At 36.0% G+C, this 18,897-nt stretch carries 8 protein-coding genes; all 8 read right to left on the minus strand.

The window, feature by feature from the left end; translation table 11 throughout:
- Nucleotides 1–5: 5 nt before the first annotated feature.
- Complete coding sequence (locus UABHE_RS26590; RefSeq protein WP_372366347.1) at nt 6–1,466, minus strand: flavin-containing monooxygenase; 1,461 nt, start codon at nt 1,464–1,466, stop codon at nt 6–8.
- Nucleotides 1,463–11,674 carry an aminotransferase class III-fold pyridoxal phosphate-dependent enzyme gene (locus tag UABHE_RS26595; protein WP_372366348.1) on the minus strand — a complete coding sequence of 3,404 codons (10,212 nt, stop codon included), beginning with the start codon at nt 11,672–11,674 and terminating at the stop codon, nt 1,463–1,465. Before UABHE_RS26595 ends, UABHE_RS26590 begins: the two co-directional genes overlap by 4 nt.
- Before the next feature lie 171 nt (nt 11,675–11,845).
- Nucleotides 11,846–13,228: an aspartate aminotransferase family protein gene (locus UABHE_RS26600; RefSeq protein WP_372366349.1), complete on the minus strand. Its 1,383-nt coding sequence runs from the start codon at nt 13,226–13,228 to the stop codon at nt 11,846–11,848.
- Nucleotides 13,225–14,061 (minus strand): cyclopropane-fatty-acyl-phospholipid synthase family protein, encoded by an 837-nt coding sequence (locus UABHE_RS26605; RefSeq protein ID WP_372366350.1) that lies wholly within the window; start codon nt 14,059–14,061, stop codon nt 13,225–13,227. The genes UABHE_RS26600 and UABHE_RS26605 overlap by 4 nt, the downstream gene beginning before the upstream one ends.
- Nucleotides 14,058–16,724, minus strand: coding sequence for an amino acid adenylation domain-containing protein (locus UABHE_RS26610; protein WP_372366351.1), 2,667 nt, complete (start codon nt 16,722–16,724; stop codon nt 14,058–14,060). Before UABHE_RS26610 ends, UABHE_RS26605 begins: the two co-directional genes overlap by 4 nt.
- Before the next feature lie 245 nt (nt 16,725–16,969).
- Nucleotides 16,970–17,551, minus strand: a complete 582-nt coding sequence (locus tag UABHE_RS26615; protein ID WP_372366352.1) for a beta-class carbonic anhydrase — start codon at nt 17,549–17,551, stop codon at nt 16,970–16,972.
- Nucleotides 17,552–17,796: 245 nt separating this feature from the next.
- On the minus strand, nt 17,797–18,726 hold the full coding sequence (locus tag UABHE_RS26620; protein WP_372366353.1) for a hypothetical protein: 930 nt from the start codon (nt 18,724–18,726) through the stop codon (nt 17,797–17,799).
- Nucleotides 18,723–18,893 carry a hypothetical protein gene (locus tag UABHE_RS26625; protein ID WP_372366354.1) on the minus strand — a complete coding sequence of 57 codons (171 nt, stop codon included), beginning with the start codon at nt 18,891–18,893 and terminating at the stop codon, nt 18,723–18,725. Before UABHE_RS26625 ends, UABHE_RS26620 begins: the two co-directional genes overlap by 4 nt.
- Nucleotides 18,894–18,897: the final 4 nt, after the last annotated feature.

Genomic DNA, 18,897 nt, shown 5'->3' on the forward strand with positions numbered 1-18,897 from the left:
TTTTCCTAAATAAGATCGTATGATTTGGGGTTTGGTTTGCGAGCTAAATACCAATACTTTGTGCAACTGTACGGCCATATCGCTGGTATTTTTCCTTCTTTGGTTTTATACCAGCTAGAACAGCTTTCTTGCCAAACTGTATTCTTCAAATCTTCATGAATGTGATGGTTAAATTTCTCCATAGCGCACTTCTTCACTACAATATACTTATTATCCCTTAATTTTTTGATACATCTCAAAATATGTTGCACTTGAACTTCTATCATAAATATAATCGAATTATGTGCTAGTCCGGTGTTAGGGCCTAACAAAAGAAAAAAATTAGGAAAGTTCGCAACAGAGACTCCATAATATGCTTGAGGTCCACTTGACCACTGTTCTTGCAATCTAATATTATTAAGTCCAATAATCTCCATCGAAGAAAGAAATTTTACCGTCTCAAACCCCGTAGCCATAACAATAGAATCTACTTCATAACTCTTATCATCTGTCGTTATAATTCCTCTAGGCACAATTCTACTAATTGGAGCAGTAATTAGCTCAACATTTTTTCGGGACAAAGTAGGGTAAAAATCATCAGAAATAAGAATACGCTTACACCCCAAAGCATATTTCGGGGTTAATTTCGCGCGTAATTCTAAATTGGGAACTTGCCTTTGCAAATGCCTAAGCGAGATCTTTTTAGCTAATTTCCGTACCACTCCATTTGTCAGAAACATGGAGAAAGTAAGATCTCGATAAAAATACATACATGTTCGAATAAACCGTAGAAGAAGTGGAAAATAACGAAAAGTAGTTTTTTCTATCGATAAATAACAACGATTTCGACGAGGAATAATATAGTTGGGGCTTCTCTGGAAGATATTTAGCTTTTCTACCGCAGGTGCCACTTGCGGAGATATTTGTACGGCACTCGCTGCACTACCAATAATAGCGACTTTTTTATTGGCCAAATTGTCATTATGATTCCAGCGCGATGAATGAAATACAGTGCCGCGAAAATTTTTGAGACCTTCGATATCAGGAATGTTTGGTGTATCGAGTAAACCACAAGCACTTACAACAACGCGAGCAGATATCTCTGTACCTTCGACTGTAATTAACTTCCAAATCGCCTTCTCTTCATCAAAGCAAGCTCTACAAATAGACTTTCCAAAATGTATTTGCGACTTAATTTGGTATTTTTCAACACACTGCTCAACATATTTTTTAATCTCTGACTGAGTAGGATATACGCTTGACCAGTTAGGATTAAGTTCAAAAGAATAACAATACAAATACGAAGGGATATCGCAAGAGGCTCCAGGGTAATCATTTTTATGCCAAGTTCCACTAATTCCATCCGTTTTTTCAAAAATGCAGTAGTCATTGATACCTGCTTTTTGTAGCTGTATCGCCATGCAAATTCCTGAAAACCCTGCTCCTATAATCGCTACATTCGTAGAAATCTTTTCGTATCTTTTCATTTTGTAGGTCGCGTTCTATTTTGAGGTTTGCTTGGTGACTCCTCCAGAAGTATGTGTACATTTACACCGCTATCAGCAAATGAATTGACTCCTGCGCGAATAGGGCATTCCCCTAACTCATCAAAGTGCAAATTTCTATTTGCAAAATATAACGGATGCGTACTAGATTTAATATCAATAAGTTCACTCATTGTTTTGCAGGTAATTGTTCGCGGAAATAGCTTATGTGACATTGCCAGAGCAATTTTAATAACACTTACAACCCCACTTGCAGGCTCCAAATGCCCGATATTTCCCTTAACGCTACCTAACGCACAATGCTTTTCAAAGGCACTTAGATTATTCATGAAGACTTGCTTGATTCCTTGATATTCCAGTGCATCGCCTTTCTTTGTGCAGTAGCCATCCACTTCAATATAGCGTATTGTTTTTGGGTCAATATTTACTCTTTTGTAACAGTCTTTCATTACATTCGTAATACTACTTGGATTGATATGTGAAATTGTTTTGGCAAAACCTCGATTATTTTGGCAAGAAGATTTTATGGTTGCGTATATATAATCTCCATCTCTTTTGGCATCATTGAGCCGTTTGAGAATAACAATACCACACCCTTCACCGCGTGTATACCCATTAGCATTCTGATCAAAAACCCCACAACTGCCATCAGCAGAAAGCAGTTTACTTGTTGCAATATAATCTTCAGGAAAAAGATGTAAGCAAACTCCTCCTGCAATTGCTATATCACTCTCATAATTTAATAAAGAATAGTACGCTCTGTTTATCGATACTGCAGATGAAGCACAATTTACATTGATTGCTTCACTTGGTCCTCTTAAATCGAGCAAGTACGATACGCGATTTGCCAAATAATACGATGCGATAGAAGAACTCAGTGGTAACTGATCTTTATTTCTTATTTGTTGCAAATACTGTTGATGTTCAGAGTATTCATAGCCAATGAATACTCCGGTCTTTGAACCGGCTAGAATCTTTATAGGTATGTTAGCGTCTTGTAAAGCTTTATATATTTCAGTAATAACTATTTTTTCTTGGGGATCTATTGATTTCGCTTCTTCTGGTGAAATCTGAAAAGGAGAAAGGTCAAATTCACTAATATTTTCGAGAAGAGCTGCCCACTTACTTTTTGTTTTTCCCACTTCTCTATTTTCAGAGTAATACTTTTGCCAATCCCATCTAGACTTGGGAATTTCGCTAATCGAATTTTGGCCACTGATCAAATTTTTCCAAAAAATCTCTAAATTCGGCGCATTTGGTAATGAGGCGCTCATTCCTACAATAGCAATATCGTTTTGCGGTACTTCATCAGAAACAGAAATCTCTATATTTTTAGATGCACATTTTTCTTTGCTCGGTGCAGCATTTTTTACAAAAACTTCGTTATAATCGGTAAATAATGTTTGCGATAACTTAGTAATTGTATTGCTGGTTGCTAGTTTGACAGAAGAAAACTCAATGGTGTATTTTTGGGATATGATTATCGCTAGATTAATTGCAATAATAGAATCCACTCCCATGTAGCTAAAGTCCTCCTCCTCATCTATATTTTCCAGAGCTATTCCAAGAACATCTACCATCATCAGTTTTAAATCATTGACAATATTTTCACAAGAGATATCAGAAGATAAATTTTCGGCAACATTGTTACCGTTTTGTAATGATAATGTATCGTAGAAAAATCGTTGCTCTAATAAAATATCGAGACTATTTTCTACAGCAATAACAATCTCGTTTATATCTTCATCAGTGTGTGTTGTTGTTAAAAAGCAATTTCCTTGGACGAAAGTCTCTACACCATGCATTCGCAACAAGTAGAAAAACAGTGCCTCTGTTAAGCCGAAATAGTAATCAAGAAATCTAAAACGGAAAAGAGAACCAAAACATTCTACTTTAATTGGTATTCTTTTTTTATCAAACAGGTTATTTAACTGTTGTACTAAGCCTTGCGTTTTTACATTCAAATCCTTTTGCAACTTCGGTCCCTGCTCCTTTAATTCGCTGAGTATAGCGTACATAGTATCTATTTTGAGAGGGTTTTTTGCATGGGTTCCTCCGGTGACAGTTCTTTGTAATCCAGGAATTGAGTCATCGTGAAACGACCATTGACCTCCGTCTACCCAATCCATATATTTTGAACTTCCTGCAACAACACCTGTTGGTATACCACCAGAAACTAGTTTGCCATATGTTGCTATATCAGCTTGCACCCCAAAATAGCCTTGGGCTCCTTGAGGATGAACGCGAAAACCAGTGATCATTTCATCAAAGATTAGTGCTATGCCCCTTTCGCGAGTAATCGCTCGTATTTTTTGCAAGTACTCACAAGGTTGTAAATAAGGATGCCTACTTGGAACAGGCTCGATCAATACAGCAGCGATATTCTCCTGTTCTGCGATAATTTGTAATTGTTGCTCTTCCCCGTAATCGAGCACAATCAAATCATCGGCATAACTTTGTTGTAAGCCAGGGGCCTTAGGAACGCTTGAGCCTTCTTGTCCTTTAGATGCCAAAACTACGTCTGCAAGACCATGGTATGCTTCCTCGAAAATCACTATTTTATTTTTTCCTGTTGCAGCTCGAGCAAGTCTAACAGCCCACATAACAGCTTCTGTCCCTGATTGGGCAAACATTACGCGTTCAAAACCGGTCATTTCTTTAAAAAGTTCTGCGGTTTCACCAATCTTTTTAGAATAACCAGTGAGGTATACACCTTTATTCAGAGATTCTTCAATGGCTTTTTGTATACATGTAGCTTGATGACCAAGTAAATTCACTCCCATATCACAAGATATATCAATATATTTATTACCATCTATATCAAACACATACGCCTTTTCTCCCTTTTCATAGGTCAAAGGATAATGAAAATCTTTGAGCATTTTAATAAAGTGTAGAGGTCTTCTAGGATCAGCAAATACACGATGAAACTGTTCTGAAAGCTCTTTCGATTTTATAGTAAACTGGGAATACTGGTTTGACAATTGGCGAATAAAGTCCTCTTGTTTTTCATCGAGTTGCTGACGTTCTATTGTTTTGAGCAAAGTGTATTTTGTTTTTGTAAGATCTGTTTTTTTCAAATCTTGGCAAAGAAAATTACTGTCTGTCACCCAATAATTTTCTTTGTCAAAAGGATATGTAGGGAGACTTATTCGCTGTTGTTTTGTGTCGTAAAATTTTAGCCAATTAACAAGTGATCCATTCACCCATAACTCTGCTACATTTATTAGCTTTTTCTGTTGAATGTACAAATCCAAACTTGGCTGAGCTCGCTCATTACCATGAACTGTACCTAGGTATATATTCTCTGCTTGATCATCACTTAAAAATCTTCTCAAGCCTTCTTTTAAATCATCTACAGATTCTGCGACAATAGCCAGTCTTTCTTTCATAGCCTCTCGTCCAACTTGTAATGTATAAGCAACAGACGAAAGATCAATTGGTATGTCTTCTTTATTTAAACATAAGTAATCTAATAAGTCTTGTGCTCGTTGCTTCAGCTGTTTCCTTGTTTTTGCTGAAAGAGGAACAATAGCAGATACTTTTATTTCAGCAGACAACCTCTCTGGCCTATTATATTCTTCTAAAACAACATGAGCATTGACTCCACCAATACCAAAAGAGCTCACACCTGCTCTCTTGGGAATTTCGTGCCCAAAATCATCTTTTATTCGTATCCACTTTTGATTTTCTTTTAAAATATAAAAAGGGCTATTTTCTAAATCTAGATGTGGATTTACTTCATTACAATGCAATGATTTGACGAGTTTTTCGTACTTAAATTGCAGTAATATCTTAATAACACCAGCAATTCCTGCTGCGAACTCTAAATGACCAATATTTGTTTTTAGGGAGGCAATTGCACAATGAGATGTCAAATGGTTATTTACATTTTCTTGTTTATACAAATCCTCAAAGGCCATCTTTAATCCATTTAACTCCACCTCGTCTCCTAGTGGAGTACCAGTACCATGAGTTTCTATATAGGTAATTGTTCTAGGATCTAGTTGCGATTTTAAATGAGCTGCTTTAATTACTTCGGCTTGAGCTCTTGGACTAGGAGCCGTTAAGGAAACAGTTCTTCCTCCATGATTTTCTGAACTTCCGCGAACAACTCCGTAAATATGATCACCGTCGATTTCTGCTTGTGTTAATTTTTTTAGAAACAAAACGCCTATGCCTTCGCCACGCGCGTAACCATTAGCATTAGAAGAAAATGTTTTGCATTTCCCATCCTTACTTAGCATACCCGCTTTGCCAAAACTAATATGAGCCTCTGGCGTTATCATCGTATTGACACCACCTACAAGAGCAGCGTCACAATTCCCTGTATTTATTGACTGTACCGCCCGATGTATCGCAACAAGAGAAGAAGAACAAGCTGTTTCAATAGGTTCACTTGGACCGTGTAAATTTAAAAAATAGCTCATGCGATTAGGCCCCATAGAAGGCAACATTCCCGTAAATGAATATCCTTCAATGGGTAGGTTTGCTTTGGCAATGAGAGTTTTATAATCACTACTAGTCATTCCGACAAAAATACCAGTATTACTTCCCGATAGTTCGCTCGCGCTATACCCGGCATCTTCTAACGCATGATATACATGCATCATGAGTAATCTTTGTTGAGGGTCCATTAATTTTGCTTCTTGGGGAGAAATTTTAAAGAAAAGAGGATCAAATTCTGCGATATTTTCCATGAACCCACCCCAAATAATATCGGTCTTATTTGATTCTTGCGTAGGATCACCATAATGTTCACGCCAATCCCAACGATTTTCAGGTATTTCACTGATACAATTTTTTCCTGTGACTAGGTTCTTCCAAAATTGTTCGATGTTCTTGGCTCCGGGAAAACAACCACTCATTCCTACAATAGCAACTGCCTCGTTTCCATTTTCAGGAACCATGGTATGTAAAGGTCGTATTTCTCTAAAGGTATTTAGTTGTGTAGATTTAGAAACTTCTTGTGTAAACAATTCATCTTCTGAAATTACAGGTATAGAAAATTCGGTAGTAAAAGAAGATTCAAACTCACTTATAAGATAATTAGTAAGCTCATCAATAGTTGGGTATTCAAAAAATATCGCTGGAGTTAAATTTAAATCATATCTTTCATTTAACTGATTGGCAAATTCCGTAAAAGTAATAGAGTCAAAACCATACTCACTAAGCTCCATCGATGAGTCAATATGACACTCCTCTATTTTAGATGTAGTAGAAGCGATTTGGACAAGAATAGTGCGAATTTTTTTAGATCCATCGTTACTTGTTTTTTGAGGAATCTTTTCGACAGTGTGCAAAGCAAGACATTCTTTTATTTTTGCAAGCACACCTGTCATCACTAAAATTTGAGGGTAATCATAGCTTAGACTTTTATAAAATGCTTCTATACCAATGGATGTTTTCATTGGTATAATTCCCCAAGTTTTCTTCATCATTATTTCGGTGGATTTCTCCACTTTCATTCCACCATTTTCCCACAAAGGCCAAGCAATAGAGACAGTTTTTCCAAAGCGTTGTTGTTGTGAAACGAGCGTCTTGCGATATGCAGCAAATTGATCCATAAAGGCGTTTGCTGATGCATAATCTGCTTGCCCTACGTTTCCTATTACTCCCATACTTGATGAAAATAGTACAAAAAAATCGAGAACTATGTCCTTGGTAGCCGTATCTAAATTTATAGTTCCTGTAACTTTAGGTGCAAAGACTTTTTTAAACTCTTCTGCTGTTTTGTTTATCATCAAATTGTCAGAAATAATTCCAGCTCCATGAATAACCCCACGAAGTGGATTGGACTCCTTTTTTATGCTTTTAACTAACGCATCTACTTCTTCTAAATTTGAGATATCAAGAGAGTGATAACTGACTTCCCCCTGCAACTCTTGAACTTGCAATTCTTTTTGTGTGCAAAGCTTTGACCGACCAACAACAACAAGCTTCGTATTATTTGTTTGTGAAAAAATATGCTTGGCAAATAAAAAACCTAAACCACCTAAACCACCTGTAATGAGATATAGACTATTATCTTCGAATTGAAATGTTACTTCTTTTGTCGAATCACTTAGTTGTTGCCAAGTTAAAACAAAGCGCTTTTTTTGTTCGTATTTAATAGCAAAATCGTCGAGATTATCTTTCTCTTTATTTAGCTTGTAAGCTAAGTCTTTTGAGATTTCTTCGTCAGCTATGCTAATAATTTGCCCTACAATTTTTGTATTTTCTAACATTGCTGTTCTCAACACACCTGAGATTCCAGTAAGTAGTGACGATTCAGGCGCGCACGGAACAACCACTTGCACAACAATTTTTTTCGCAAAATTTTTGTTTAATATTTCTTTAATTAGCTGCATACAACGAGTAGCGTATTCTGTATAACGCAACGCAATACTTTGTTTTTGAGAATGTAACTCACAGCATTCACTTTGGGTCAGTAAATTTTGTAGTTGATGTTTGTCGCCTGATATTTCACACAACACAACAAAATGGTGCAAATCGCGTTTCTCGGCAATTTGTTCTCTGTGTGGTTGATGTTCCCACACAGGAGTTGACAACAAAACACTTTGCTCATTGGTATTTGCTACTTCGCTAAGCATTCGAAATGCCAGTTCTCTTATTTCTATACAAACACGGCCTTCTTTATCACAAAGATCAATGTCTAAAGAACTATTATTATTCGCGTAACGTACCCAGGCGTACATTTCCTCTGTGCAGGATTTTAGTATCCTGATTTCTCCTAGGGTAAACGGCAGATACTGTCCATACTGAAGGCGGTGTGTAATAACAAACTGTATCGCTGATTGAAGCGCTGAATCAACCAAGCCTGGATGAATAACATACTCATTGTCTGCTTCTGTTATAGGTAAATGCAACTTTGCTATTGCTTGATTTTCAGTGTAAAAAATCCGCTCAATCCCTCTGTGTTTTGGACCATAAATCATCCCAGACGACATAAAGTTTTGGTAACAGCGACTAGCTTCAATGATTTTTTGCGAAGCTTGCGATTTTAATTTTGTAATGTCTAGCGTTCGCAGCTCTGCTTTTTTTTGCAAAGTGGCACTTCCTTGAGTATAAACAACGCGTTTTTCTTCACATTGCGTATAAACTTCGTAAATAATTTCTTCATCATTTGATGGAGATAGTCGAATATGTAACTCGGAACTCACATCCTCAACAATAAAAGGCTGTATCCATACACTATTTTTAATGATAACTACCATATCTTTTCTTGATTTTCCAAGCGATTTTTTTACAGCAACGCGAACCATTTCCAAATAAGCCACAGCGGGTAGGACTTTTTGTTTATTGATATGATGATCTTGCAAAAAAGATTCTTGCCCTGTAAACGTTGAAGTAAAACGTTGCTCCGATAAATTCGAAGTATTTTCGTGGAGTAAAGGATGAACACCACTTCTACTAGATAACCGCTTTGCTTCTATCCAATGTTTTTTCCTAGAAAAAGGGTATGTTACAATAGGAATTTTCTGCGGTAAATTTTTGTACAACGACCTCCAATTAATATCAATTCCCAATATCCATAACTTAGAAAGTTGCTGCAAATTCTGCTCTTCAGTAGCGTTCTTTATATATTCATGAAGAGCATTCCCTTGTGGTAGGTTTTTAAGTTCACCTTGTGATTGTGAAATATTTTTTTGCCAGCAATTCTCAGGTATTTTTTCAGAAAGCCATTTACGTAATTTATATTGCAAATCTGAAAAACTCCTTACTTTCATCGCTAGACGTTCAGTCATATTTGTTCGAGAAATTTGAAGCGTATAAATAAAGTCCATAAAAAGCGTAGAATGCTGGTGTTCATTCGTCCATGTTAATATTTTTTTTACATAGTTGCGCAAAGAATCAATGTTTTTCGCAGAAAGCGTAAACAGATATACATCTTCTGCGGGAAATGTGCAATAAGACATAGGTGTGTGTTCTTCAACAACAATGTGGGCATTAGTACCTCCTGAACCAAAGCTACTCACTCCAGCGCATAACAAATCATGATTTGCATTCCATTTTTGGTATTTATCTACGATGTGCAGAGATTTTTTTAGATCAATTTTGGGATTTAAATTTTGAAAATAAATCGAGGCAGGTAACTCTTTATACTTTAGACATAGCACTAGTTTTAATAGTCCGGCAATTCCTGCAGCGGCCTCTAAATGTCCTAGATTTGTTTTTAGAGAACCAACTCCGCAAGATTTTGTAGTAGAAGATAAATGAAAAGCTTTTTGTATTCCACTAATTTCAATAGGATCTCCTAAGGAAGTCCCTGTCCCATGTGCCTCTAAATAACTTAAATCTTCAGGAGCTATTCTAGAATTTTTCCACGCGCCAACTAATAATTCTGCTTGTTTTTCGGGATTAGGAACAGTTACTCCTCCAGATAATCCACCGTGATTTACGGCGCTACCTTTAATAACAGCATGGATGAAGTCGTGATCTTGTTGTGCGACATCTAGTGGCTTCAACAATAAAACAACAGCCCCTTCCGAACGAACATAACCATTTGCCTTGGCATCAAACGTTTTGCATTTCCCATCGGGAGCTAACATACCTGCTTGTTGGTAAGCAATGCTATTCGCAGGATGGCAAATTATATTAATCCCTCCCACCAAAGCTTGACTGCATTCTTGTCGCTGTATAGCTTGCACAGCGTTATGAACAGCAACTAAGGACGAAGAACAAGCCGTATCAATCTGCATACTTGGACCACAAAAATTAAAAAAATATGAAATCCGGTTTGCCAGCAAAGCCAAAGAACTTCCTACAGGATAGTGCGGACTAGCCTCCACTCCTTCTTCTTGAAGTAAACGCGTATAGTCAGAACCACTAGCTCCAATAAATACTCCAGTATCTTCGTTGGTAGATTCTTCAATATTGACACCTGCATTCTCCAAACAAGACCAAGACAATTCCAATAGTATCCTCTGTTGAGGGTCCATGTATTCTGCTTCTCTTGGAGAAATTCGAAATAAATTCGCATCAAAACTTTCAACATTAGAAATGAAGCCACCATAATTGATCGCTTTGCGAATCATTGGATTTATGTCTTGTGGCCATGCAACTCTTCCTTCGGGGCATTGAGAGATGACATTCTCTCCATTCTTTAAAATTTGCCAAAGTTCTTCTGGGGTTTCAATCCCCCCAGGAAGTTTGCAAGCCATACCGACAATAGCAATATCTTGCGTACCTAGTTTGTGCGTAGGTTGTTTTTGCGTAGAAATAATATTTGTGATTTCTTGTTGTTCTATAATAAGTGCTTCAATTAGATAATTCTCTACCTTTTTAAGTGTGTTATACTGAAAAAAGAATTCCGACTCTAGCTCTATATTGTAGTTATGAGATATTTTGTCCTGCAGTACTAACAAATCCAAGGAATCTAGCCCCATTTCCATGAGAGGACTGCTCAACGAGAAATTCCCTTGTTTCTCCCCCAAAGCGCTCTTTACAATTTCTTCTAAATAAGTGTAAATCTCTTTTGTCGTATAAGCTGTACTTTTGCACTTGCTTTTCTTAGTATCTATCTTTTGTAGAGAACTGCGATTAAGAAGGTTATATCGTACTAAAACTCCGTAGCATTCATTGGCTGTGTCAAGAGAACGATAATTTGGTAACACTCCTTCAATTGTGGCTCCATGAGATTCGTGAAAAAAAAGTATGGGATCTTCGGTATTTCCATACTTATTTCGCTTTTCAATATATTCTAGAAAAGACAGAGACTTCTTTGTGTCATAATTTTTACACAATGTTACGCCAACAATCGATTTTATTCCTATTTCTTCGTAGTAACGTAAAATAAATTCCAATAAGAAATTTCCCAACTCCAAATTTTGCGCGCCAGGATCAATGTTAACTGCCAATAGTTGTACTATTGATGCAGATGCATCGTGAAGTTCGCATACAGTTACAGATGTCTTTCCTTCCAACTGTTTTACACTCTGAATTCTTTGGCTGTAAACAACGCCTACAATAGAATCACGATAACAAAGCACAAATTGCCCTTGTGGGTAATTCTTTATGCGATTTCTTATATCTTCATCAGATGATTTTAGCTTTTTCCAGCATAGCTTTTCTAACACGTAAAGCCACTCTAAATCAACAAGTTTGACATGGCGAATCGTATAATCATTTTCCAAATGGCCAAAAGTTGCGTTCACTAGCTCTTGTACAATAGGCTGAACATCTATCATCTTATCTCCATATTTTAACTAGAGGACTTAGAGAAGCAGAAAAAATTAATATCCCCATTTTACTTGTTCTTTTGTTCATTCGCTTCGTTGTTCCTCTGTTACAGAGTAAAGACTATGTGCCTTCGTCACGCCTTGCGAATGAACAAAATCTCTGTATAAAATTTGGGTATATTATTTATTTCCACTTCCCTTACGGTTAAGTACGTTTTTGATCGCTGTGAAAGAAAGGTTTGAAAAATTCTTATTTTGAGAAAGAATATCCTGTAAAGCTTGAACGAAATAATCTATATCGCTCTTGGTGATTGTCAACGGCGGTTCTATCCTCATGACATTTGAATTGTTCAAAGTAGAAATAGTGAGTAGCTTATGCTTTGCTAATAACTCTGCGGAAATCACAGCACTAGTACACTCATTTAATGTTTTCTTGAGTATACCTAAAGTTAACTTATCAACAAGACCAGTAATTTCTTTGAACTCAACACCTATAAACAGCCCTTGGCCGCGAACTTCGTGAATCAATTTAAAATCTTCAGCAAGATGACATAATTTTTTCAAAAAATATTGACCTAGCTCTTCTGCTTTCTTTACTAAATCTTCCTCAACAATGATCTCGATGGCTACCAAAGCAACAGCGCATGCAAAATTATTCCCACTAAACGTCGAAGTGTGTAAGATATAATTTTTATAGTTTCCATAAGCACGTTGCCAAATCTTATCTGTTGTTATGTAAGCCCCAATAGGATATATTCCTCCCCCTAAAGATTTGGCCAAGCACATAATATCTGGTTCAACATCTTCATGCTCACAAGCGAACATTTTCCCTGTTCTACCAAATCCAGTTTGAACTTCATCAACAATCAACATCGCTTTGTACTTTGTACATAAATCTCGTGCTTTTTTTAAAAAACCACCAGGAGGAACATTAACACCTCCTTCACCTTGTAATGGTTCAAGAATGACAGCTGCGGTATTACCTTTTTTTAACATTTGTTCAAGGATTTCGACATTACCATAAGGAAAATATGAAAAGCCAGGAATCAACGGCTCAAAATCTTTCCTGTACTTCTCTTTACCCGTAGCAGAAAGCGCTCCCATTGTTTTTCCATGAAACGAATTTAGCGCTGAGATAAAATGACTTTTACCTGTAGCAATACGAGCTAGTTTTAGAGCCCCTTCAATTGATTCAGCTCCACTGTTACAGAAAAAGCTTCTTTGCAGTTTTCCTGGAGTTATTGTGGCTAAGTTTTTTGCTAAAGCACCTGCCATTACTCCCAACGTTTGCAAGTTTGGTGTATGCTTCAATTTTTCTAGTGTACTCATCACTTTAGGATGATTATGCCCAATATTAATTGAACCGTAACCACCGATAAAATCTATATATCTGTGACCATCTTCATCCCATAGATATACATCTTCAGCGCGAACAAATTTTTTGTCTTGCCCAATAAAAGACATTAACTCATAGAGAACGGGATTCAAATGATCTTTATGCCATTTTGCCATTTCTTTCTGAGAAATATTTAATGCCATATCAAAAGAGATTAACTCGTTCATTTTTGCTCTTTTCTTGCCCAAAAAAAGTTCCATCCCCAATGCCGTTTTTTTAATCCACGAACAATTACATTTGCTACGATACTCATCATTAATGGCGATGTCCAAAAGGAACTTTGTTGTTTAAATGGCGCAATAAACGTTTTGAAATTTTCTTTTTTACTGTACTCAAACATTCTTATAAAAGATATCTCTGTAACATCAACACTCTCTATATCTAGAAAATTTGCTTCTTTCAGAAATGCATGATGTTCCTCTAATGTTTTGGTATGCCTCACATCAAAAGTCATCCAATTGGCCATTGTTTTTGAAACCAATGAACAATTTTTATTTATAAACGGATCACTATAAGCAATCATTCCTCCTGGTTTTAGCGCCTTATAAATCTTAGAAAAGACTTTGGTTTTATCTGGAACGTGAAAAAGAACACCTAGAGAAAGAATGTAATCAAATTCTTCATGAAAATCCATGTCAACTGCATCCAAAGTTTGAAACTGTACACGATCTTCAACACCAAACTTTTTTGCGTACTTTTTGGCTTGCTGAATTTGCACATCGACAATATCGATCCCTAATACTCTGCAATCCAAATTTTGCGCCAACCAAATAGAAGTTTTCCCAAAGGCGCAGCCTAAATCTAACACATAAGAACCTTTTTTTAGGTATTTAGTCATTTCTTCAACATACCTAATTTGCCCACAGTGAACATCATCAATCGATTCTTCGGTAGGGAAATAACCGAAGTGCCGAAAAGGGATTTCTGCGAATGTATCAAACTCATCTAATTCCACGGCATAGGCTTTTTCCATTAATCCATGGTAAGAAGCATCGGTCATTTGTTATTCCTTAAAACACTGTCAATATCTAACTGAATTTTGGTCCCTATTTCCTTAGCCCCGGGTCCCGAAAAAAAATTGAAATGATGTCCTTCAATATCATAAAATGTACATTTCACGAGCTTACTCCATTTTTTGTAATTGACGACAGTGAAGTACTTTGTCTTTTGCCTTGGTCTGAAAAAAGCCACCTTACCAGGATATTTTTTGGGAAAATAAATAAAATTGGCAAGATAATTCACTCCGGCAACATCTGATATTTTTTTGAATTTTTCTAATGTAACATGGGAAGCAAAATGCCTTTCTTGTTTAAGCATATTCAGGCAATGCTCATATTGTTCGTTCTCTGTTTTAAAACTAAGAAGTTTTTCCAAGGACAGCTCTATTTGCCACAAAAGTTTAAATCCAACAATCATTTCTTTGAGCAAAGCTCGCCCCATCTTACGTCCAGGAAAGGCGAAATACAAAGCGTTATGCCATATTGATTTCATTCTTACCATACTATTTACAAACGTTTGTGGATGAAAACTAAATCCAGAGGAATCAGGATCTAGCAAAGCAAGAACAGCAACTTTTTTTCCATTTTTCATTAGCTGTTGAGCCATTTCATAAGCAATTGTTGCTCCAAAAGAATACCCCATTAGCATGTATGGCCCCTCTTCCTGGATTTTTGTCATCAACTGTAAATAAAAAGCAGATATTTCTCTTACCGTTTTGAGAGGTTTTTTGTCGTCGTGAATGCCTGGAGGGTAAAAACCATAAATCGGCTGAGGTCCTTTCAAATGTTTTAAGATAGCAGTATAAGATGCCGTATCTCCTGCGACATCAGGTACAATAAAAAGAGGTATTCCCGAACCAGCTTTTAGCAAGGTAACATGTAGGTCTAAACGTTTTTCATTTTGGTTAATCAGATTTGTCACATTAGAAAGACTTGGATTTTCGTATATCGATTCCAATGAAATATCACATCCAAATACCTGTTTTATCTCAAGAAGCATCTGCGTTACCAAAAGTGAATTCCCCCCTAAAAGAAAAAAATCGCTTTTACTATCTATTTGAGATATCGGAATACCTAAAAAGCTAGACCACAGATTTATGATTTTTTCTTCCGTTGTATCGTTATATGCCGTATATCCACGTTTAGATTGGAGATCCATTTGCGCAAGTGCTTTGCGATCTATTTTTTGATTTATTGTTAAAGGAAAAGCGGTCATGATTTTAAAATAAGGAGGAATCATATGTTGCGGTAGTTTTTGCTGTAAATATTGCTTAATTTTTTCTTCGCAGGTATCCTGTAAAGAACTTACTTCTACATAGCCCACCAACCTCAAATCGTTATTATTATCATTGTACTTTTTAGCCAGAACCACAGTTTTGTTTACCTCAGGAATTGTTGCCAAAGTTTTCTCAATTTCCTCAAGTTCTATACGAAAACCTCTAATTTTAACCTGATTATCAATACGCCCGACAAATTCAATTTGGCGATCACTAGTGTAACGCGCTAAATCACCTGTTTTATAAAGTTTTCCAGATCCAAAAGGATTTAACACAAACGCTTTTTCTGTTAGATCTTCTCTATTAAAATACCCAAGACCTACACCGTCCCCACCTACATAAATTTCTCCGACTTGATCATCTTCAATAAACTCCATTTTTTCATTGAGAATGTATACGGTGGTATTAGAAATTGCTTTTCCTATCGGAATAGGTACATCGTCGCGAATTTCTTTTACGTAGTAAAACGTAGAAAATACACTATTTTCCGTAGGACCATACATATTTAACAAGTTTGTCAGTTCAGACTGCAAAGCTATTTTCATCCACTTTGGATGAACAGTTTCTCCGCCTGTTAAAACAAACTCTAAAGACCCAAAAATATCTGGCTCTACTGAAACTAATTGATTAAAAAAAGACGTTGTTATAAAAGCAATACTAACGCTATTTTCCTCAAGATATTTCTTAAATTGAGATGGAACTAGCATCTCACTTTTTGGAATAATAACAACTTGCCCACCGTTTAATAGCCCGCCCCAAATTTCAAAAGTCGCAGGATCAAAGCATGCACTGGATGTATGTGCAATCACATGGTGCGATTGTATATCAATGTAATTGGTATTTTTAACTAAGCGAACAATTCCTTGGTGATGAATACAAGCTCCTTTTGGAACACCAGTACTTCCAGAAGTGTATATTACATATGCCAAATCCTGCGGAGATATTTTATTTTCAAAATCGCTCGTTGAGTAAGAGGAATAATCTTCATCCAAATAAATCGTTTTGGTACCACCAATTTTTTGATCTAATTTTTTTGAAGAGAGAATTACCGATAGTTTTGTTTCATCCACGATATATTTTAATCGCTCTAAAGGATAAACCGGGTCGAGAGGAACATATACAGCGCCTATTTTAAGGATGGCAAGAAACGCAGTAATCATTTCAATACTACGTTCAACAAAAACCCCCACAAGCTCACCTTTATCAATATTCTGTGTTTCTAGGTAATGAGCAAGGCGATTTGCTTTATGATTAAGTTGCTGGTATGTAAGTGCCTTTCCCGCAAATTTAACAGCAATATTTTGAGGAAACTCGTGAACTCGTTCCTCAAAAATTCGATGTACACATTTATTGGGATAAAGCATTTGTTGATTTGTATTTGACAACATGATTTTTACTTTCATTTAAAAGAAGATAGTCCAACGAAATTTCACTATCCCTTCATAGTCGAAGCGCTCGCCTATTATGCAGTATTAAAGAAAGTAAATCACCACCCACTTTCAGGTGGTTTTGTAAAATTTATCACGATTTCTTTGATACAAGCTCGTCAATAAAGAAACGAAAATTCCCTGGCTAGAAGAACTCGATAACAAAATAAGTTGAAAAAAGTTGTATCAAAGAAATCGCAATTTGTTTAGGATATTTTTCCAGCCTCTGTGGCTTCTGGAATTTCTTTTAACTCTCCGGAGGCAACATCAAATATATAACCATAAATTGGAATATCTTTAGAAACTAAAGGATGATTTCGTATTCTCAGTACATCTTCTAAAACACTTTTAGCATTGTCAGAAATAGTTAACCAATTGATATATTTTCCTTCTGTTGAACCTGGTCCCTCACCAGAATCATGCCATCCTGAAGAATCAACTGATGCTGTTTTCAAACTACTTGCAAGCAAATCGTTCATGATTTCATCGGTGAAAGATTCCATTCCACAATCTGTATGGTGAATTACAAACCACTCTTTTGTACCAAGTAGCTTATGAGAAATAACAAGAGAACGAATCGCATCATCACTTGCTCTACCTCCCGCATTGCGAATTACATGCGCATCTCCTTCGGAAAGTCCAGCATATTTAGCAGGATCAAGTCGCGCATCCATACATGTTAAAATTGCAAAGTGCCTCGCCGGTGGCATAGCTAACTTACTTTTGTCTCCAAATGTCTTTGCGTAAGACTGATTAGCTTCTATGACTTCTTTAAGTACTTCACTCATTATTTTTTCCTTAATATGTTTATACTATCGGTAAATAAAATCTATTCTTTATAGCTGCTTTTAGTCTCGCGCTCCCTTACAAAATTTTTACACCTCTCAATATAACACTAAATTCTTTACGCCGAAAAATAAAAAAATGTTGCTTCAAGAGACGAAGTTTTCCTCATAAGTCTTGGTGAGATAATTGGCTCATTCGGTGATGAAGAAGATAAAGCACACAGTTATTCAACATAATCTTTTCAAAGTTAATAACTAAAATCTGCGATATCATTCTTCGAAGTTTTCGCAAGATTCAACATACTACAAAACAAAACTCCAAAACATCTTTCCGGTGAATTTCCTTCTAAAAAATGATATCTATTATTTTTTATTCCTTCTATCCACACATGAGATCCATCGCAATTCAGTTCTTTTTCATGAGAGCGTAGTTCCCAAAATAAAGTTGTGCGTATCAATCCTTGTAGTTTATCCCAATAAATATCACCTACAAATTCATCTCTTCTCACAACCCATTCATCTTTTTTCTGTACAGTATACATTTTTTCATACAGATTAATATGTATACCTTGTGTGGTTTTTTTTATTTCAGCAAAGATATCTTCTCCACTTGATAAGCATATCAATGTTAAACGATAACCTTCTACAATATTTATATACTGATGTAGTTCTTTAGTTGTTGGTAAGGAATAATAATGCAAAATGTTATCTCTACTTGGTGGTAAACAAAAACTGATATTATCACTGGCTTCTATTGGGGGTTTTTTAAAGTCGAAATTTTGCTGTGATTTAAATCTCATTTTTGTTGCGATAATAAAACCTTTGTAGAGCCAACTACTAGCAAGCCGTTTTCCCAAACTCCACCTTGATTTACCCGAAACGAAGTACACCTCACATCTGAATTCACTATTATGTATGTAATTTTGCAGATATTTTGGTAGTTCTCCAACATCACCGAATTCTATATTTTCGATAACTTCAAAATGATGAATGTTGGTTCTGTAATTCTCAAAAACAAGTGAAAATTGCCACGAATTACCATCTTTACGTAGCATCAGCTCTTCGAATACTAAATCTAACTTTTTATATTCTTTTATATAAAATATCGGATTATGTTTTAAAAAAGATTGTACATTTTTTAAAACAAAGTGTCGCTTATTCGGCGATTTATTTTTCAATAAACATTTTTGCAATTCATCAACATTTTTTTTTTCAAATGTAATGTTGCTAAATTATTCCAGTCGAAATTTACATCGCACTTCTGCACTGTTGTTGTAATAAAATCGTCATCCAAACCTAGTTTTTGTAACTCTTCTATATTTTTAATAGTTAACTTATCAGACATTTAT

The organism is Candidatus Uabimicrobium helgolandensis (genome assembly GCF_041508025.1).
GTDB lineage: Bacteria > Planctomycetota > Uabimicrobiia > Uabimicrobiales > Uabimicrobiaceae > Uabimicrobium > Uabimicrobium helgolandensis.